Source organism: Sorangium sp. So ce327 (assembly GCF_051530205.1).
Taxonomy (GTDB): domain Bacteria; phylum Myxococcota_A; class Polyangia; order Polyangiales; family Polyangiaceae; genus Sorangium; species Sorangium cellulosum_B.
Genome location: NZ_CP150330.1, coordinates 12,440,378 through 12,457,998 on the forward strand (window position 1 = coordinate 12,440,378; position 17,621 = coordinate 12,457,998).

The window sequence follows — 17,621 nt, forward strand, 5'->3', positions numbered from 1 at the left end:
CGAAGGAGGAAGCAATGGCGACGAGTGAGGAGTGGGCCGAGCGGGTGGGGCGATGGGAGCGGAGCAAGGTCGAGGGCGACCAGGCCGAGCTGACGCCGGTGCGGTTTCCGGGGCAGTACGCCGACGAGGAGACGGGGCTCTACTTCAACCGGTATCGGTACTACGACTCGGAGACAGGGCAGTACCTGAGCCCGGAGCCCATCCGGCTGGAGGGGAGCCTTCGAGTATACGCGTATGTCGACGGGTGGCCTCTCGAGCTCTCGGATCATGACGGCCTCGCGAAAATGCATACGGAAGTGACCGGGGCTTACCTAAAAAAGAACGGGAAGCGATCCAATGTGACAAAGCACGGGCATTCCGGCATGGCGGGTTCCACTGACCTGCATCCCGCAGTGGAGGCTGCGCTGGCACTGACAAGTGCGCGTCCCAGTGGCAACGGCGGAGCGCAGAATGTTTGCTCCGAACCCAAGGCGCTGAGCGACTATTTGAAGCAATGGGAGCTGGATACTTTGACAGGGCCGGACTACGACCCGTCATGGATCCCTAACGCGAACAGGGCACAATCATCGACGAGGGAAGGTCCGTATCTGGACAAAGAAGGCAAGGCCGTGGATCCTGGTGCCTGGAACTGGGATGGGAATCGATGGACGAAGCTTTGACGCGACGATGGTCTCCCGCCACGCGCGAGCAGATCGGCCAGGCTCCCGTCTTGCACGGCGTCCGCCTTCGAACCGATTCGCCGACGCTCGTGGAAGACGAGGAGCTCCTCGAGCTGACGGGTCGCCGTGGGTTCCCGCTCCTCGGGGGGGCAGCGTTCGGCTACCCCGCTGCCCGCGCGCTCGCGCCCAGCACGGTGCCCTCGATGGGCCGCGGTGAGCGCCGCCTCTTCGCGTGGGATCGTTGGAAGGGCGCGCTCTACCTCGACTCCTTTGGCGGCCTCGGTGTCGGCCTGTGGCGCGACTATGTGGCGCTGATGGCGTGCGTGGACTGTTTTGACGCTTTCTGGCCTTCGCTCGTCGTGCGCCGTCGTCGGGCCGCGCAGGCGTTCTGGACGCGACTGAGTGAGCAGTTCTCGCTTTCACCGCCTGGAGAAGGTGGTTCGCTCCTTCGAGCGGACGATGTCGTCGTCGCGCAGCCGCGCATCCTCACGCGCACGCTGGCAGTGCTCGGGGACGTGCTTCGGTTCTGCGCCCATGAAGGTGCCCGGGCGGTGTTCGACGTGGGGGCTGGCGTCGCTGTGCGCGAGCTTCCAGAGCTATCGGTGCCCACGGCTGCTCCTCTCTACACGGACGCGTCCGCCTTCACTTCGCGCCGTGTGTGGGTGACTGATGAACACGTGATTCAGGGCGATTTCGTGCTGGAACAAGCAGTCGCACGGCTCGACATCGTCCGCGAGGAAGCGACTCAGCACCGCTGCCGCGCGCCGGCACTCGGCTCGCCTCGGCTCGATCGCTACCTGCAGGACCAAGGGGCCGTCTGCGTCGCTGCGCCGCCGGTCCCTGCGCCGTCGGCGCTGGTCGAGTCCATACGCGGACTCGTGGGCGGAGGCTGTGTGGTCATTCCCCGCGAGCACGAGATGCCGGACGGCGCACTGTGGCTGGGGCTGCTTCCGCGCGAGATGCTCCCAGAGCGAGCTCAGTCGCTCCTCGATTTCGAAGGCGGAGCAGAGTCGTTTCCGACCGGCCTTCGCCTTGTCCACTGGCCGCTCTGGTCGTGGAAGGACTTGCAGCTCGTTGCCGTGGGAGCATGGCACGACTGGAAGCTCATCCTGTGGTCCGGCGAAGGCGGACTTTGGGTGTACGCAAGTATGCCTGAGCAGATGGACTTTGTGGCGGGCGAGCTCCGGACATGGCTCGAGATCCTCGCGGTGGAGGACGGTCTAGCGGAGGCCGAGCGACTCCGCGTCGAGCTGGCTTTCCCGCTGGATTCGCACCTACGGCGGGGGCTCATCGCGGAGCGGCTCGGACTCCGACCTGTCCCTGAGTGCACGGACCGCCTCGTCTCCAGCTATGAGGGGGAGGACCTCTGGGTCCGCGAGCTGATAGCTCCATTTGGAATCTCGTTCTGTGTGGTTCGATGCGACACCAGCGAGCGGGCACTCCTGCTGATCAAGGATGCACGAGAGGTGATGCGGCTGGAGTCAGTGGCTATCAGCGCTTGGAGCGAGAGCCGGACGCAGCTGTCGCAGGCGCTCGGCCGCGAAGGCATCCGGACGATCTCGTCAAACCGACAATGGTGGTCCGATTTCAATGATTCCGATGTCTTGGATTCGTGATATCTAGCGGTTCGACGGCCTCGCGCCCGGATCATGCCCGGCAGCTCGGCCGTCTCGCCGCCGAGCAGCGCGCAGCCGGCCTGCGTGCAGCCCTCGGCGATGCCGCGGACCACGGCCTCGCCCACGTCGACGTCGAGCTTGCCCGTCGCGCTCTACCAGCGCACGACGAGCGGCACTCCCGCAGGGAACTGGTGCGATTGCCCTTCGTGACCGTGATCCCACTCCAGCTCAAGCGAGTAGGTCGCCCCACGATCGATCGAGAGCATGCCCTGGTCCACGAACCAGCGCACGCCCGACGAGAGTGGCGGATTCTCCGCTGGCAGTTGCAGACGTACACGCGTCAGCGTCCGGCGCGCGTCACGATGCGATCGCGACTCGATCGCGGTGGTCCGCCTGATTGTCTGGGGCGCCACGAACACCATGGGCTCCGCCAGGGATCCTCGCGGCGTCACGATGGGCATGCCCGTGCCCGTCGGCAAGTATCTCGGCTTGTAGTCCCAGGTTTCGAAGGGCCAGTCCCCGGCGCCTCCGGCATCGATGGTCCTGAAACAGACGCCAAACGGGCATGCGCCGGTCTCGGCCCAATGAATGCGTTCGTGCAGCCCCAGCGGCCGAACGATCTCGGCCTGCAGCTCCTCCAGATCGTGGACGCCGAGGACCTCGAAGAACGCGTTCTCGAAGGCCGCGCACGCATTCGCGGTCCCCTGACCCTCATGCACCGCGTGACGGCTGAAGCTCAGGCCGAACTCGGCGAGCATCCGCTCGACGATGCCCACGTCGGGCGTCGCAAGGAACACATGATCGACTTCCCAGCTCATAGCGCCTCGGGTCGGGCCGGCGACCGGCCGGCCTGCCGCTCGTTCCTCCGGCGAAGGTTGTATGGCATCCGTAAGCGTCTTGACGTCGCGTGGATGGGCTTCTTGGGTGACCAGATCGGCAACAAGCGATGCGAGCGCATGAGCTTCAGAATTCACCCTCGCCTTCCATGTAGAAGACGCAGGCACCCTCCATCTCGACGCGATCGCCGAGCAGCCGGCACGTCATTTCTCCACCTCGCTGCAATGCCTGAAAGGCGCGACGCTCGCTCCTGTGCAGTCGTTTGGCCCAGCAGGGGGTGAGAATGAAGTGAGCGTCCCCGGTCACCGGATCTTCCGGGGCGCCTTTCGACGGAGCGAAGTAGCGGCTCACGAAATCAACCTCGTGATCACTGCGCAGCGGGCGGAGGGAGCTTGATCTCCGCAACGTTGCATGACGTGCAGAAGGGGCCCTCGCCGTTGGGCTGGAGTTCAAGGTAGGAGATGCTGCGCTCGAAGCTCACGAGCTCGCGTTGCGTGTCGGCGTCGATGACGCTGACCGAGTAGACGTCTCCGTCCTCGAGCTCCGTGTCCACGTCCGGCGAGAAACCGATCGAGAGCTCCCACTGCGTGCTGGTCGGGTCGACGTCGAAGAGCGAGAAGCCGAACCGCCCGCCGTCGACGTCGGCGTTCGCGCCGTTGGCAGGGCCCGGCGAGCTCGGCAAATCACCCGGATCCGAGCCGAGCGTTGCTTCCCCGCAGCGCCCGTTCCAGCAGACCCGGACCTCGATGTGCGCCGGCGTATTCGCGGCGAGACCGATAGGCCCCGAGATCTGGACGCTGTCCCCGCACCCCATGTCATTGCCGTTGCACAACGGACATCCGGCGATGAGCGCGGCGATCGCGAGGAGGGCCGTCCCGGCGACGGCTGCGCGCAGCACCGCCCGGCCGCGCCAGCCGCCTCCCGCCCGGGTGTCCCCACGTCGCGAGGAGGACGGCTCGAGTTTCCGAATCGCTGTGGCCGAGGTGTCGATTCCGTTCATGATATCCTCGTTGACGCTGACAACGCGCCGTGGGCTCGACGGTTCTTCGATGTGGGCTCAGCCCAGCGGGGCTGGCGATAAGCAGGTGTCGAGGATCCCATTCCCGCACGGGGTGAGCAAGTTCGATCCACGCCCGCGGCGCGCCGCGGGATGGCCCAGCACGATTCCGGCACTGAGGCGTGAAGGGGTGGGGGATCCAGGCGGCGGCGTTCGGCGTGTGTCGAGCGCTGCGCGCCGCCCGTCAGGCGCTGGCCCGGGGCGACGCTGCCGCCCCCGTCGTGGTGGACGCTGAAGCATGCAAGGGCGGGCCGGCTGGGGGGTCCTGAGGGCGGCCGGCTGGGTCCTCTTCCACTGTGGTCCAACGCGGACCCAACCGGCCGTGGTTCGAGCTAGCCCGCAGCGCCGTTGCGAGTTGCGCGCGCACGCCCTTCTCCACGATCGCATGCTCCTCGTTTCCTCCGCTGCCTTCCGTTGCCCGTGGCCGGGTGGACATTCACGGCAGCATGAAACCGCGCGGCGTGACGTCCTCCCGGCGGCCCGCCGCGCGCGCTCGCGCTCCGGCCGACCGAACCGGCGATTCGGGGGAAGAACAGCTAGCCATGCCTCGAAAGGGTCGCCTTCACTCCACAGCCCGCGGGGCGCCTCATGGAGAACCACGCTAGTTCAACAGCACCACACCCGATCGGGCTGTATCGTGACCGGGGCTGCCATGCGGTGGGACAGCCGGCGGGTCCGCAATCTGTCGCGTATGCCCGACCTTGCTTCGGGGTATGCTGCCGCGGCCACGCGTCGTGGCTCGCGCCAAGGAAACCCCATGAGAGTCGGCGTCGCTGCCACCATCCTCGTCTCCTCTTCCTTCCTCGCCGCCTGCTCCGACGGCGGCTCCTCGGCCGGAGACGGCGGGACCGGAGGAACGCCCGGATCCGGTGGCGCTGCGGGGACGGGCGCCGCCGGCGCGGCGGGGACGGGCGGCTCTGCGGGCGCGGGCGGCGCGGGCCCGGGCGAGCCGATCGATCTCTGCGCGGGCCTCGTGCAGGACAAGGAAGCGCGCCCCATGACCGAGCTCGCCAGGCCGGCGCTCGGCGAGGCCGTCACCGACGCCGAGTTCGGCACCACGATCCGCCGGATCACGGCGGTCGCGCCGGGGGGCGGGAACGACCCGGTCATCAAGCCGATGTACTCGACCATATCGGCGTGGAACGCGGACGAGTCGAGGCTCCTCCTCTTCTCGGTCGCGGCCGGCGAGCACCAGCTCTACGACGGCAAGACGTACCAGTTCATCGAGGCGCTCGACATCTCGCCGGCGGACATCGAGCAGGTCTACTGGCACACCTCCGATCCCGACGTCCTGTTCTACGTCGACGGCAAGGACTTCATCCGTTACCACGTCGGCGCCGGGACGAAGGAGGTCGTGACGACGTTCGACTTCTGCTCGGGCGGCGCGAGCGCGGGCAGCGACCCGCTGTTCATGTCGTGGGATTCGAACCGCATCGGCCTCACGTGCGATGATCAGGTGTTCATCTACGACGTCGGCCAGAATACGGTGCTCGCCAGGAAGGCGCTCGGCGAGAACCCCGCCCAGGTCGCGCCGAGCGGGACGCTCGCGTTCCTGAGCGACAGCGGCGGCGTGACCGATCCGCAGCTGAACGCGGTGCGTACGCTGGACCTGCTGGAGCCGTACGGCCACGCGTCGCTGAGCAGGGTGAACGGTCACGACACCTGGAACGGGGCTGTCTACGATCCCGGTCCCGGCGGCAATGACGACATCGGGCTCCTCGTCACATGGGATCTCGCGGAAGGCACCTCGAAGGTGGTCATCGGCCCGGAGACGGGGTGGCCCTATCCCCCGACAGGGCACATCTCGGGGATGGCGTACAAGCAGCCTGGATGGGTGTTCGTGTCGTCGATCGGCGATGCGTCGGGCACAGGGGTGCTCGACATGGAGAATCTGATCGCCGACACGAGCACGGGCAAGGTCTGCCGGATTGGCCGCCACCGGAGCTGGGGCAAGGAGAATACCCACCTCGCCGAGCCGTACTGGGCGGAGCCGCACACCGTGCCGAGCCCCAGCGGCACGCGCGCCGTGTTCGGGAGCGACTGGGGCAACGGGGATACCGTCGACGCCTACGTGATCGAGCTGCCCAGCTACACGCCGTGATCACGGGCCGCGACGGGCCACACCGGCCTGCCGGAGGTGCTCCCGGTCCTGCCGCTGTCGCCGATCGCGCCCCCGCTCCCGCCGCCGCCGGCGCACGAGGCCGTGGGTGAGAAATCCGAGCCGCGCAAGGCAATGAAGACGCCGGAGGGATGTGCGGCGTCGAGCCGGCCGTTCGCCCTTGTCTTGCGCGTCGCGACCGACATTCTACGCGCCCATGTCCGCCACGCCCGAGCCCGCTCCGCCCCTCGTCCTCGTCGCCGCCGCCGTCATCATCGAGCGCGGCCGCGTCCTGCTCACGCAGCGCAAGGCGGGCGCGCACCTCGAGGGCGCGTGGGAGTTCCCCGGCGGCAAGGTCGAGGCCGACGAGGATCCGCGGGACGCCCTGATCCGCGAGCTGCGCGAGGAGATAGGCGTCGAGGCCCGGGTCGGCGACATCGTCGAGGTGACCTACCACCGCTATCCGAAGAGGCCGGTGCTCCTCCTCTTCTACGCCGCCGCCCTCGCCGAGGGCTCGCCCGCGCCCGCCGCGCTCGACGTCGCCGACGTGCGCTGGGCCGAGGCGGCCGAGCTCCGGGACGAGCTTTTCCCGCCCGCCGACGTCGCGGTCCTCGCCAAGGTGCGCGCGCGGCTCGTGGCGACGTAGCCAGTCGTGGAACGGTGTCTCCCGCCTGAGCGCTGGTACACGGCGCTCCGCGAGGCTCGGGGGGCCTCCGGGATGAGGGGATAGCGAGCCCCGCCGCCGGGGCTCACAAGGCAGGGGGGCACGCCTCGCCCCGGACGTCGCCGATGAGGCTCGCGAGCCGCTGGGCAGGCAGCTCGCCGACGGCGCGCTCCACCTCCTGCCCGGCGGCGTCGACGCTGAGGAACGTCGGAACGAAGCGCACGCCGTAGCGGGCGGCGAGGGCCCGCCCGCGCGGATCGTCGACCTGGATGCGCAGGACGGTGCCGTCCTCCCTGGCGCAGCGCGCCTCGAGCTCCTTCACGAGCGGCGCCATGCGCTCGCACACCGCGCAGTGCGCGCTCTCGAACTCGAGCAGCCGAGGCATCCCCTCGGGCAGCGCGACGTCGCCCTGCGCCACCGCGCCCTCCGGGGCCGCGCACGCGCCGGCGGGGCCGACCTCGCAGGGCGCGCCCGCATCGACGGCCGCCGCGGGCGCCGGCGAGAGGGCGTCCAGGCGGCCGTCGGCGACGGCGATCCCGGCGGCCACGAGCAGCGCACCCGTCAGGCGCTGGAGAGCCGGCGTGGCCGGCATCAGGCGGCGCGCGAGCGCGACGGCCGCCGGCCCGACGAAGGCCGCGGCGACGAGCGGCGCGGCGAGGCCCGCGGCGTAAGCGCCGAGCTGGATCGCGCCGGTGAGCGGGCTCGCGCCCGCGCTGGCCGCGTAGGTCAACGCGGCGCCGAGCACCGGGCCGACGCACGGCGTCCACCCCGCCGCGAAGGCGATCCCGAAGAGCATGCCCCCCCAGAAGCCGCCCGCGCCCGGGAGGCGGGAGAGGAGCGGGCGCGCCTCGCGCTCGAGCCACGGCAGGCGCAGCACGCCCAGGAGCTTCGCGCCGAAGAGCGCCAGGAGCACGCCGGACGCGACGGTGAACGCGCGCCGGTGGGGCGCGACGGCCGCGGCGATCGCCGAGGCGCCGGCGCCCAGCGCGACGAGCACGATCGCGAGGCCGATCGCGAAGCCGACACCGGCGAGGCGCACGCCGCGCCTCGCCGCCGCCGGATCCGGACCGCCGAGCGCCCCGGCGCCGCCGAGGGCCGACAGGTAGACGGGGAGCATGGGGAGCACGCAGGGCGACGCGAACGTCAGGAGCCCCGCGCCGAAGAGCGCCAGCAATGAGCCGATCGTCATGGGTCCTCGCGATCGACGGGATCAGCGCCCGAAGAGCGTCGGCGCGAGCGCCGCTGTGTCCACTTCAGCCACCGCGAGCACCGGCTGCTCCACGCTCCTCGCGCAGATCGCGTTGCCGAGCGGCCCCCGGGTGCACCCCACGCCGCGCCCCGCGAGCGCGCGCGCCGCCGTCGCGGCGCCCGACCCGGGCGGCGGCACGAACACCGTGAGCGGCTTGTCCCCGCTCTCGTACATGAGCGCCGCCGTGCGCGTGCCGCCGATCTGGCAGAGGCGCGCCCCGAGCAGCCGGGCGCCGGACACCGCCGGGACGGTCACCGCGTAGCCGAGCTCCCTCTCGAGCCACCCGGCGACGGCGTCCGGATCGGAGGACTCGAGGTCGCACGGGCGCTCTCGCGCGAAGCCGCGCACGTGATGGCTCACGAGCTCGTCGGCCATCGCCGCGCTCACGCCCCGGCCCGGGCTGCCGACGAGCAGCGCGGCGGCCGCCGCGGCCGCGCCGAGGGCGGCCGTGATCGCCCAGGGGCCGCGGCGCCGCGCGCGCGCGTTCCGCGCCGCGGCCTCCGCCCGATCGCGCAGGCGCTCCGGGACCTCCCCGTCCGCCTTCGCGACGAGCGCGCGCCGCACGCCGCCGAGGACCTCCGCGGCGCGCCGGCAGGGCGCGCAGCCGGCGAGGTGCGCCTCGATCCGCGCCGCGTCCTCGGGCGTCACCTCGCCGTCGTGCCACGCCGAAATGTTCTCGAACCACTCGCGGTTGCACCCTGCCATGACGTCTCCTCGCATCGTTCGGAGAGGCCCTCGACGAGCGCGAGCCGCGCCCTCGAGAGCCGTGATCGCACCGTGCCCACCGGGCACGCCTGGAGATCGGCGATCTCCTCGTAGGAGAGCTCCTCGATCTCCCGCAGGAGCAGCGCCTCGCGCCACTCCGGGGGCAAGCGCGCGAGCGCGCGCTCGACCTCGTCGGCGAAGCCGCGCTCGAGCAGCTCCGCCTCCAGATTGCCCTGCGGCTCCGGCACCGACTCGGCGCCGCGGCCGCCCTCGATCACCTCGAGCCGCTGCCGCGCGCCGCGTGTCGCGTTGAGCAGCACCGATCGCTCGATGCGGAGCAGCCACGCGCGCATGCGATCCTCGTCCCGCAGGTCGGCGTGCCGCTCGATCGCGCGCACGATCGTCGCCTGCGCCAGATCCTCGGCGTCCTGCTCCGAGCGCGTCAGGCGGCGCGCCGCGCGCAGGAGGCACGGGAGCTCGGCGAGGAGCCGATCGAGGAACGAGGTGTGGGGAAACGTGCGCATGGGCCGGGCCGGGAGGAGGAGAGCCGACGCTGCCTCGTTCCCCGGACCATTTCAGGACACGGCGAGCCCCGAGAAAAGTTCCTGACGCGCGGGATCTCGACTGCGATGTGGTCCAGAACGCATCAACGCCGGCGGGCGACGCAGGGGAGGGGCTCCCGCGGCGCGCGGGAGCCGGTGTTCAGGACGAGCGGGGCTAGGGGCGGCTAGGGCGCGCCCGCGTGCGTCAGCGTCTCCCAGCCGATGTGGTTGCCGACCCGGGTGGAAGCGCTGCTCATCGCCCTGACGCGCGTGATGAGCTCCTCTGTCTTCGGCATGCTGATCCCGCGCCGGTTGCGGAGCTCGTTGTACCCGATCTCCCAGCCCATGACCGCCGAGCCGCCGCCGGCGGTCTCGGCGAAGCTGCTGCACGGCCAGTTTCGCGCCGGCATCCAGCCCGCGGGCGTCACCTTCACGCCGACCCGATTGCCCGTGTTGTCGAGGTATTGCAGCGCGTAATCGGCGTTCAGCTCGAGCGCCTCCCGCAGGCGGTTCTCGTCATGAACCGGGTCGTCGCCGTAGGCGCTGCGCGCATCGCCTTGAATGCGAAGGGTCTCTGCCATGTTCGCCAGCGAGCTCACGCCCATCTGCATGTGCCCGAGGTCGCGGCAGGTCTCCTGCTCCAGGCCGGCGATGTAGCGCGTCGGGTTGCTCCAGATCCCCGCGAGAGCGCCCTTCGCGTCGTCGGTGTAGCGCGGCCGGCCCTGATAGATGGGATAGAGCGGCTGGCGGCCGTCGCTCGGCATGTAGATCATGGCCTTGCTGGAGTGCTCCACCTGGCTCACGACGTACTCGTACTTCTCGCGATCGTTCGTGAAGATCGCGATGCCGAGCGCCGTCTCGTTCATCACGGAGGTCCGGTTCGCGCCGCCCGTCCAGCCGTCTTTCACCAGGTCCCAGTAGACGGTCTTGAAGTGGTTCTCTTGCAGGGCCGTGTCTTCGGCCGTCCAGCCGCCGTACGTGTAGCGCAAGATCTCCGCGGCCCGCAGGAAGTTGGTGCCTGCCCAGCCAGCGGCGAAGTGGCCGTTGGCGTAGACCTGACCGTTGTTGTCCGGGAAGCGGGGCTGATCGAACAGGATGGCGGTCATCGTGCGCGCCCAGGCGTCGAGGATGCCCCGCGCGTTCTCGGCGTACTGCGCGTCGCCGCTGTAGTAAAAGAGCAGCGCCTGCGTATAGGCGGCGTTCGCGTCGTTGACGATCTCGCTGCACCCCGCTTGCTCGAAGCCCAACTCGATGGCTTTCTGCTTCGAGCCGGGCGTGGAGCACTTGACGACGGGCACCGGGCTGGCGACGTAGTCCCGCTTCGCGTGCCTCGAGCCCATGGCGAGCTGGTACTCCTTGGTCCAGGGCTGCGCACCTCCGCCGATCTTCGTCTTGACGAAATCCAGCTGTGCCTTGCTGACCAGGATGCCCGGATGGACGAAGGCGTCGGCGGGGGCCGCGCTGGCGGATATCTGGAGCTCCGTCACGCTGGCGTAGTCGTTCAGGGTGTTCCCGTTGACCGTGAGGCGGACGTACCGCGCGTCGACGGCCTGGAGCTCGACCGGCTGGAGCGAGGTGTTGGGCAGGCTCTTCCCCGCGAAGAGCGGAGAGAAATTTTGGCCGTCCGTGGACGTCGAGAGCGCGTAGTCGTAGATGCGCCCGTCGACCCCGCCGTTGTACCAGCCGAGAGAGATGCCGCAGATGCGCTGCTTCGCGCCCAGGTCCGCCGTCACGTAGGCGCCCTTGCCGCGGCCCGACCAGCGGGTGGCCAGGCTGCCATCGCCGACGTTCGCCGCCGGGTTCTCGGCCTGCGCGACGCTGGCGACGAGGCTCGACTGCGTGAGGCGAACCGTGCAACCCGGCGCAGAAAGCGACGATGATTGCTGTCCGCCGACTTCATCGCTGCCTGTCACAGAGCCCTCGCCAGCGCCTGTGTCGGCGCCTACGACGCAGCCCGCGAGAACAGCCGTCAGGGCGACACACATTGTGGGGACGGCAGTGCGTAAGTTCAAGGTATTCTCCTTTCGGTGGATCATTTTACCGACCTCAAGGCAGTGTGCGTGATGATGCCACCAAGTAAGATCGAAGTTCTCAAGGAGATGAGATACGGTATTTGCCGGCGATGTCAAGCCCGTGCTGGGGAGCCTGCTCCTGGTCGACAGGTCATTGCCTTGCATGTCTGGCCGCCGCCCTGAAAAAAGGATGTCTGTCAGCGTCTCGTCTGCTGACCGAATGGGCTGTGGTCAATTCACGGCTGGCGATCGAGGCTCCCCGATGAGCGTTTGCCTCGCGAGGGAGCTCAGCGGGTTGCCACCCTCACGCTGGCGTCGTTCCCATCGGGCAGGGGGTCCAGCGGGCTTGGGCGCTGCCGCGCCGAACCATCGCGAGGGTCTCCGCGCATCGATGCTCGAGCGGACGACCGTCAGCTCGCCGCGCGCGGTGCGCACATCTCGCCGCCGCGCTCAGCCGGTGATGCCGGGCCGTCTGGCGGAGAAGGGCGATAGATCCACCGGCGGCTCCTCTCCGGCGATCAGCGCCGCCACGATCTTCGCCGTCACCGGGGCGAGCAGCACGCCGTTGCGGAAGTGCCCTGTCGCGAAGAGCAGATTCGCGATCTCCCCCTCGCCGAGGATCGGCAGCGCGTCCTTCGGGTGGGGCCGGAGGCCGGCCCACGTCCTGCCGATCGGCGCGTCGCCGAGCGCGGGCGCGAGCCGGAGCGCCGCGGTCAGGAGGTCGCGCACGGCGCGCGACGTCACCGCGGTGACGTAGCCGGCGAACTCCACGGTCGCGCCGACGAGCACGCGCCCGTCGTCGCGCGGCGACAGGTAGCACCCGGGCCCGTAGACCACCTGCGAGAGCACCGGCGACGCCGGCGTGAGCTCGACGATCTGCCCGCGCACCGGGCGCACCGCCGAGGGGGCGAGGCCCGACGCGTCGAGCAGGGACGACCAGCTCCCGGCGGCGAGCACCGTCCAGCCGGCCTCGACCTTCGTGCCGTCCTCGAGCTGCGCGCCGCGCGCGTGCTCCCGCTCGACCACGATGCGCCGGACGGTCGCGCCGGTGCTGAACCGCACGCCCGCGCGCTCCGCCGCGATGCGCAGCGCGCGCATGAGCGACGGCGGATCGATGCGCGCCTCGTCGGCGAGCCACGCGCCGCCGGCGACCTCGTCGCAGAGCGCCGGCGCGCGCGCGCGGGCCCCGTCGCCGTCGCAGATCTCCACGGCGAGGCCGGCTTCCCGCTGCCACGCGAGCTCGCGCGCGATCTCCTCGCGGCCTTCCGCGGTGAACGCCACGCGCAGGGCGCCGCTCTGCCGGTACCCGACGTCGATCCCCGTCGCCTCGACGAGCGACGCGGCGAGCTCCGCGTAGAGGGCGCGGCTCGCGAGGCAGAGCCGCGCGAGGGGGCCGTCGCCCGAAGCCTCGAGCTGGGGGCCGATGATCCCCGCCGCCGCCCACGAAGCGCCCTCGCCCTGGTTGCGCTCGAGGACGCGGACAGACAGCCCGCGCCGCGCCAGGGCCAGCGCCGAGGCGCACCCGGCCACGCCGCCGCCGATCACCACCACGTCGCTCATCGGCGCGTGCATAGCACGCCGGGCGCCGAGGGGGGCCGTGCGCGGGAGCGCTGCGGGGGCTGGCGCGCGCCGGGAGGAGCGACGCGACGCATTGCCCGTTCACCTCGTCCGCGGCTTCCGTGAGGGGAGGCCGGCCCCGGCCAGCGGCCGCTGCTGCCGCGCGTGGAAGAGGCGCAGCAGCCAGAGGTCACCGTCGGGGTCGGAGGCGTCCACGAGATACCAGACGACGTAGGGGAGCTTGCGCAGGAGGAGCCTGCGGACGACGGCGCGGTCCTCGTCGTCCTTTGCCTCGGCGGGACCGATCCCAGGGAAGCGGGCGAGGAGCTCGATGGCCTCGTCGAGTCCGGTCCGCAGGCGCTCAACCTGCTCGAGCCCGCGGTTCTCATTGAGCCAGCGCACCTGATCGCGGAGGTCGCGGGCGAACTCCCGGCGGAAGCGGACGCGGCGGCCCACGCGGCGCCCTGGCCTAGCGGGCGCGGCGACGAGGGGCCTCACGGAGCGCCTCGCGCGCTTCGTCGAAGATGGAGTCGATCTCCTGGCGCGCGGCCTCGTCGTGGTCTCCCGCCTTCATCCGCTCCCAGACCGCCCAGACCTGGGCTCGCTGCCACTCCTCGGCCCGGCTGAGCTGCTCCACGTCGTCGATCTCCTGGACGCGCTCGCTGAGGAGCGCGCGGATCGCGGGCGAGAGCTTGAGGCCGCGCTTCTTTGCCTCGGCCTGGACCCGCTCCCGGAGCTCGGCCGGGAGCACCACGCTGACGGGTCCGCTGTCCTCGTCCGGGCCTCGTCCCGCCGGACCGCGTTCCTTATCCCGGCCACGCTTCGCCGTTCCCGTCCCTCTCATCGGTGCTCCTCGCGGAGACAGGATAGTGAAATCCACTATAGCGTGCAACCGGGCCGTCCGGCCGCTGCTGGGGAGAGGTCGGAGATCTCTATGGAATGACCATCGCTGCCGCTCGTCGTTGGGCTACCTCGAGCGTGCCGTGAGTTTTGCGACCGCTGCACGGACGCCGCGAACGACATCGAGCCATGCTTCATCCCGATCGGGCCAGCTTTCAACCGGCTTCCCGTCTCTTGGGAGCGCCTGGAACCGCGCAAAAGGCGTGTTATTCGCCCGTGCTCTGGAGCGGTACAAGCGCGCGAGGCCTGCTACGGCGATTCCCCTCCACCGGTCTTCTCGGCTATCGCAGCAGCCCTGGTCGCTGTCGTCTCCTCGGGTGCTGTCGCTGCCTCGGTCGCAGCGCTCTTCGGAGCTTCCGTCTCCGTCGCCTTCGGTGCGGCCTCAGACGCCTTCGGCGCCTTGGCTGCCCCGGGCGCCTTGGCTGTCTCCGCCGGCTCTGTCGCCGCGCCCTCCGCCGCCTTCGCCGGCGCCGCCTCCGCCACCTTCGCCGGGGCCGCCTTCGCCTTCTTCTCCTTCGCGGCCTTCGCCTCGAGCGCCCCCGCCGCGATCGGCTCTCGCTTGCCGTGGCCGACCGCGCGCGGATCGCCGTACGGGAACGCCGCGCTGCCGCTCGCGTCGATCGGCTTGCGCGGGGCCTCCGGATCCGTCGCCGGGCTCGGCGGCGGCGCGATCGGCCGCGGCGCGCGCAGCCGGTTGCCAGGGCCGGCCTGGGTCCACACCTGCACGTCGCCGAGCACGCGCGTCCTGTTCGCCATCCGCCGCTGGCCCCGCGCGCCGAGCAGCTTCTCCAGGAACGTCGGGGGCGACGTCGCGCCAGGCTCCCCCTTCACCCAGCACGTGTAATCGCCGATGCCGGTGCCCCGGAACGCCTCGCGGCAGACCGCTATCCCGAGCTCGGCCGCGATGTCGCTGAGGAGACGACCCGGCGCGGCCTCGACCGTCCTGTGCTCGTTGACGAAGGTGACCTTGGGCATCGGTGGGCAGGGAGCGTCCTGCTCCCCTGCCGCGAGCGCGTCAAGAAGCGCGGCGCGCGTCCCTCGCGTCCCGCACGCGGTGCAGCACCCGCGCGATGCCGAACAGGTTCCAGCCCGCGAAGCCCACGAACAGCGCGACGAGCGCGACCGCCCAGCGCGACGCGCGCGGCGAGCTGCCGTCGATGAGCAGCCAGGCGTCGTCCGTCACGGCCATCCCCGCCTGCTCCTCCACCTCGGCGGCCAGCCGCGCGTGCCGGATGCCCGCGCTCTTGAACGGCACGAGCCGCCCCGCGAACGTGCTCGGCGGAACGAAGCGCGGGCCCTCGAAGCCCTCCGGCACCCGGATCTCCACCCACAGCGCCGGGTTGCCCGCCACCGGCGCCAGCCGGAACGAGTCGCCCTCCGCGGCGCGCCCGTACCGGATCGCGCCGCGCGTCCCGAGCAGGCCTCCGGCCCGCACGTAGCGGTTCGCGAGGTCCGCCTGCGGCCGCAGCGACGCGAGCTCTCCCACGTCCGCCGGCTGGCCCGCCGACAGCGCGTAACGCGCCTCCCCGAGGAGCGCGACGGCCATCCACAGCGCGGCGATCGCGGTCGCCGCCATCAGCGCCACCGTGACCGTGCGCTCCTGCTTCGGCGGCGAGGGCAGCGCGAGCAGCTCCGGATCGGGCCCCGCCACGTCGAGGCCATCGCCACCCGGGCCGCGCGGGCCGGACGTCATGGATTCCAGGGTCGAGGTCGGGTCGGTGGGCACGCTTCGTCGAGTATATAGCCGGAGCGCCGGCCGCGGTGCACCGCCGTCTCGCGGATCCTCGCCAGCCTCGACCTTGCCGCCGCGGAGCTCCCTGGCACCCTCGAGGTGCGCGCCGCCCTGCGCTGCGTGAGCAGGACGCGGCCGCGCTCGGCGGCGACGGTGACGACGGTGGCGACGAGGATGAGGGAGGAGCGGGCTCGGGCGTGGCGGACCTGGGCGTGTAGGATGTCGGGCGCGGCGCGCAAGACACGGGCGGAGGGCGCGCTCGATGCTGCGTCTCGACGCCGACGGATCGGCACCCACGGAAGGAGCCACTATCTCAGAAGATTTCCCGCACACTCATCCCCGCAGCACGGAGCGCGGAGAGGCGCGCTCGCCCCCCGGGGAGATCTCTTCGCACCGAAACACCGATGCTAGGATCCATCTCGCGCGCGATCTTGACCGCATCAACGACAGCCTGCGGCGTACGCGCCACCAGCGTCGTCTTCGCCGCATTGGGAGCAAAGGCGAGATGCTGCCAGACCCATAGCTGGTCGCTGCGAAACACGCGCGACACCGCGTCCGAAGCCTCTTCCAGGAACGAGAGCGACAGTCGCCCAACGAGCTCCTTTGACACATCTGCATCAATCGTCGTAGGGGCTGACTCCTCAATGGCCCCGTACATCTCCCATTCGGCGGCCATTTTCTCTAGGAACGAGCGACCGTTCGTCGCTTCGGCGCTGAGCTCGTCGAGTAGTCCCACGAGTCGATACACGGCGCCGCGCTCATCGACGAATAGCTGATCGTCAAAGTTGTCCATGGCCCCTGCCAAGATCAGGTGACGTTCTTTGTAGCGCGCCGTTGGCCACACATCTGAGGCGAGCTGGCTCGACTTGATTCGCCACGCAGGCTCGTCTCTCGCAGAGGCGGACAAGCACTGCCATATCCCCAAAGACATCTCCGTGCGACCGCGATGGACACTTTCCCAGGCGATTCCGCCGAACTTCTCTTCGAACTCGAACCATGCATCATAAAATGGCAGGCCTCGCCGCTCGAGCTCGGTTGCCAACGCATCGAATCCGCAGGCGAGCGTTGGGTCGCGAAACAGGCCATGAATGTCACAGTGACGAGTGACTCGGTCTGAGACGAATTTGTCAAGGTATCTGGAGGCCGCGGCGTAACGCGTGACTTCTGTGCGGTCGCCATAGAATACCTTCTTTTCGACGACGTGCCCCTTGCGACCGGTCGCTTCAAAAATCAGCCGCGCGGACGGGTCGCTCCCGATCAATCGCTCCCCATTTATGTTGTACTGCGCCTTGCTCTCGAGTGGAGCGGTCCACTCGACATCGTCCGAGTCCACGATCTCAGTCTGAGAATCTGATTCTATGTAAACAAGGATGTTCGACGAAGATAAGGCCCGAAGAACGCGATCTGCTGACTCAAACGATCCAAAAAACGCTCTGTTGCCATCGTGCGAGTTTGTGACAATCAGGGCATCTTCGTCCGCCCAAACCTCAACATGGCCGTCGCTGGCTTCCCTGATGGGTCTGAGATTCGAACGTTTTAGCATCTTGTCTGGGCAGTCTCCAACGAGGACCGCTCGCATCGGCAGCCACTCGCGCCCCTCGATCATCGCGAGTCGCTCGATCACAGAGTGGACCTCACGACCAATGAGATACCCCCGATGATCTTCGACCGATCCCGAGGGTGATACATAGAGCCCGCCGCGTGGTGAGCAGGCAAACAGCGTCGCGTACGCTCCGCCAAGTGTGCTCCGATTGTATAGCGGTACATTGCCCGCGCGAAGACACTCTGCAGCACCGAACACATAGGACCCAATGACTGGAGAGCCGCGACGCCCACCGGCCTCAAACAGCGATTCCTCGATCTCCCAATGCTTCTTCGACAGCGGCCCATGCTCGCGCTCGACTCTCTGTAAAGCATCGGGTGACCATGGCCTGAAACCGCTCTGGGGCCCTGATAGATACTTCAACATGCGCGACGAGTAGATGTGCATGGC

17 protein-coding genes and 1 pseudogene are annotated in these 17,621 nt (G+C 69.7%); 4 read left to right on the forward strand and 14 right to left on the reverse strand.

Annotation, left to right across the window (positions count from 1 at the left end):
* Positions 1–14 precede the first annotated feature (14 nt).
* Positions 15–659, forward strand: coding sequence for an RHS repeat-associated core domain-containing protein (locus tag WME95_RS46580; protein ID WP_437905636.1), 645 nt, complete (start codon positions 15–17; stop codon positions 657–659).
* Positions 644–2,275 (forward strand): hypothetical protein, encoded by a 1,632-nt coding sequence (locus WME95_RS46585; protein WP_437905637.1) that lies wholly within the window; start codon positions 644–646, stop codon positions 2,273–2,275. Before WME95_RS46580 ends, WME95_RS46585 begins: the two co-directional genes overlap by 16 nt.
* Before the next feature lie 32 nt (positions 2,276–2,307).
* On the opposite strand, the pseudogene WME95_RS46590 reads toward WME95_RS46585, so the two are convergent.
* From WME95_RS46590 to WME95_RS46605, 4 genes and pseudogenes are all read right to left on the reverse strand, one after another.
* Positions 2,308–2,424, reverse strand: a pseudogene (locus WME95_RS46590) (AIR synthase related protein); the annotation flags it as partial.
* Between the two features lie 3 nt (positions 2,425–2,427).
* On the reverse strand, positions 2,428–3,249 hold the full coding sequence (locus WME95_RS46595; RefSeq protein ID WP_437905638.1) for a VOC family protein: 822 nt from the start codon (positions 3,247–3,249) through the stop codon (positions 2,428–2,430).
* Positions 3,239–3,463 carry a PhzF family phenazine biosynthesis protein gene (locus tag WME95_RS46600; RefSeq protein ID WP_437905639.1) on the reverse strand — a complete coding sequence of 75 codons (225 nt, stop codon included), beginning with the start codon at positions 3,461–3,463 and terminating at the stop codon, positions 3,239–3,241. The genes WME95_RS46595 and WME95_RS46600 overlap by 11 nt, the downstream gene beginning before the upstream one ends.
* 16 nt (positions 3,464–3,479) lie before the next feature.
* Positions 3,480–4,112, reverse strand: coding sequence for a hypothetical protein (locus WME95_RS46605; RefSeq protein ID WP_437905640.1), 633 nt, complete (start codon positions 4,110–4,112; stop codon positions 3,480–3,482).
* An 814-nt stretch (positions 4,113–4,926) separates the two neighbouring features.
* Between WME95_RS46605 and WME95_RS46610 the strand changes: the two genes are divergently transcribed.
* Both WME95_RS46610 and WME95_RS46615 read left to right on the forward strand, forming a co-directional pair.
* Positions 4,927–6,270 carry a hypothetical protein gene (locus WME95_RS46610; protein WP_437905641.1) on the forward strand — a complete coding sequence of 448 codons (1,344 nt, stop codon included), beginning with the start codon at positions 4,927–4,929 and terminating at the stop codon, positions 6,268–6,270.
* A 214-nt stretch (positions 6,271–6,484) separates the two neighbouring features.
* Entirely contained in the window at positions 6,485–6,913 is a 429-nt protein-coding gene (locus WME95_RS46615; RefSeq protein ID WP_437905642.1) for a (deoxy)nucleoside triphosphate pyrophosphohydrolase, read from the forward strand.
* A 103-nt stretch (positions 6,914–7,016) separates the two neighbouring features.
* On the opposite strand, the gene WME95_RS46620 is transcribed toward WME95_RS46615, so the two are convergent.
* The 10 genes from WME95_RS46620 to WME95_RS46665 form a co-directional block, all read right to left on the reverse strand.
* Positions 7,017–8,120 (reverse strand): cytochrome c biogenesis protein/redoxin, encoded by a 1,104-nt coding sequence (locus WME95_RS46620; RefSeq protein ID WP_437905643.1) that lies wholly within the window; start codon positions 8,118–8,120, stop codon positions 7,017–7,019.
* A 21-nt stretch (positions 8,121–8,141) separates the two neighbouring features.
* Positions 8,142–8,885 (reverse strand): zf-HC2 domain-containing protein, encoded by a 744-nt coding sequence (locus WME95_RS46625; protein WP_437905644.1) that lies wholly within the window; start codon positions 8,883–8,885, stop codon positions 8,142–8,144.
* Positions 8,825–9,409: an RNA polymerase sigma factor gene (locus tag WME95_RS46630; protein ID WP_437905645.1), complete on the reverse strand. Its 585-nt coding sequence runs from the start codon at positions 9,407–9,409 to the stop codon at positions 8,825–8,827. The genes WME95_RS46625 and WME95_RS46630 overlap by 61 nt, the downstream gene beginning before the upstream one ends.
* A 203-nt stretch (positions 9,410–9,612) precedes the next feature.
* The gene (locus tag WME95_RS46635; RefSeq protein ID WP_437905646.1) at positions 9,613–11,340 is read right to left on the reverse strand and encodes a discoidin domain-containing protein; all 1,728 of its coding nucleotides are present in this window, start codon (positions 11,338–11,340) and stop codon (positions 9,613–9,615) included.
* Between the two features lie 549 nt (positions 11,341–11,889).
* Positions 11,890–12,999 carry a glycine oxidase ThiO gene (thiO, locus tag WME95_RS46640; protein ID WP_437905647.1) on the reverse strand — a complete coding sequence of 370 codons (1,110 nt, stop codon included), beginning with the start codon at positions 12,997–12,999 and terminating at the stop codon, positions 11,890–11,892.
* A gap of 99 nt (positions 13,000–13,098) precedes the next feature.
* Positions 13,099–13,452, reverse strand: a complete 354-nt coding sequence (locus WME95_RS46645; RefSeq protein WP_437905648.1) for a type II toxin-antitoxin system RelE/ParE family toxin — start codon at positions 13,450–13,452, stop codon at positions 13,099–13,101.
* Between the two features lie 13 nt (positions 13,453–13,465).
* The gene (locus WME95_RS46650; protein ID WP_437547406.1) at positions 13,466–13,750 is read right to left on the reverse strand and encodes a hypothetical protein; all 285 of its coding nucleotides are present in this window, start codon (positions 13,748–13,750) and stop codon (positions 13,466–13,468) included.
* Between the two features lie 395 nt (positions 13,751–14,145).
* Positions 14,146–14,871 carry a hypothetical protein gene (locus WME95_RS46655; protein ID WP_437905649.1) on the reverse strand — a complete coding sequence of 242 codons (726 nt, stop codon included), beginning with the start codon at positions 14,869–14,871 and terminating at the stop codon, positions 14,146–14,148.
* 40 nt (positions 14,872–14,911) lie between these two features.
* Positions 14,912–15,622: a hypothetical protein gene (locus WME95_RS46660; protein WP_437905650.1), complete on the reverse strand. Its 711-nt coding sequence runs from the start codon at positions 15,620–15,622 to the stop codon at positions 14,912–14,914.
* A 319-nt stretch (positions 15,623–15,941) separates the two neighbouring features.
* Entirely contained in the window at positions 15,942–17,618 is a 1,677-nt protein-coding gene (locus WME95_RS46665; protein ID WP_437905651.1) for a hypothetical protein, read from the reverse strand.
* Between the last annotated feature and the right edge of the window lie 3 nt (positions 17,619–17,621).

Coding starts and splice junctions, on each gene's coding strand:
- WME95_RS46580 (WP_437905636.1), top strand. CDS start 15: ATGGCGACGAGTGAGGAGTGGGCCGAGCGGGTGGGGCGATGGGAGCGG.
- WME95_RS46585 (WP_437905637.1), top strand. CDS start 644: ATGGACGAAGCTTTGACGCGACGATGGTCTCCCGCCACGCGCGAGCAG.
- WME95_RS46605 (WP_437905640.1), bottom strand. CDS start 4,112: ATGAACGGAATCGACACCTCGGCCACAGCGATTCGGAAACTCGAGCCG.
- WME95_RS46610 (WP_437905641.1), top strand. CDS start 4,927: ATGAGAGTCGGCGTCGCTGCCACCATCCTCGTCTCCTCTTCCTTCCTC.
- WME95_RS46615 (WP_437905642.1), top strand. CDS start 6,485: ATGTCCGCCACGCCCGAGCCCGCTCCGCCCCTCGTCCTCGTCGCCGCC.
- WME95_RS46620 (WP_437905643.1), bottom strand. CDS start 8,120: ATGACGATCGGCTCATTGCTGGCGCTCTTCGGCGCGGGGCTCCTGACG.
- WME95_RS46625 (WP_437905644.1), bottom strand. CDS start 8,885: ATGGCAGGGTGCAACCGCGAGTGGTTCGAGAACATTTCGGCGTGGCAC.
- WME95_RS46630 (WP_437905645.1), bottom strand. CDS start 9,409: ATGCGCACGTTTCCCCACACCTCGTTCCTCGATCGGCTCCTCGCCGAG.
- thiO (WP_437905647.1), bottom strand. CDS start 12,999: ATGAGCGACGTGGTGGTGATCGGCGGCGGCGTGGCCGGGTGCGCCTCG.
- WME95_RS46655 (WP_437905649.1), bottom strand. CDS start 14,871: ATGCCCAAGGTCACCTTCGTCAACGAGCACAGGACGGTCGAGGCCGCG.
- WME95_RS46665 (WP_437905651.1), bottom strand. CDS start 17,618: ATGCACATCTACTCGTCGCGCATGTTGAAGTATCTATCAGGGCCCCAG.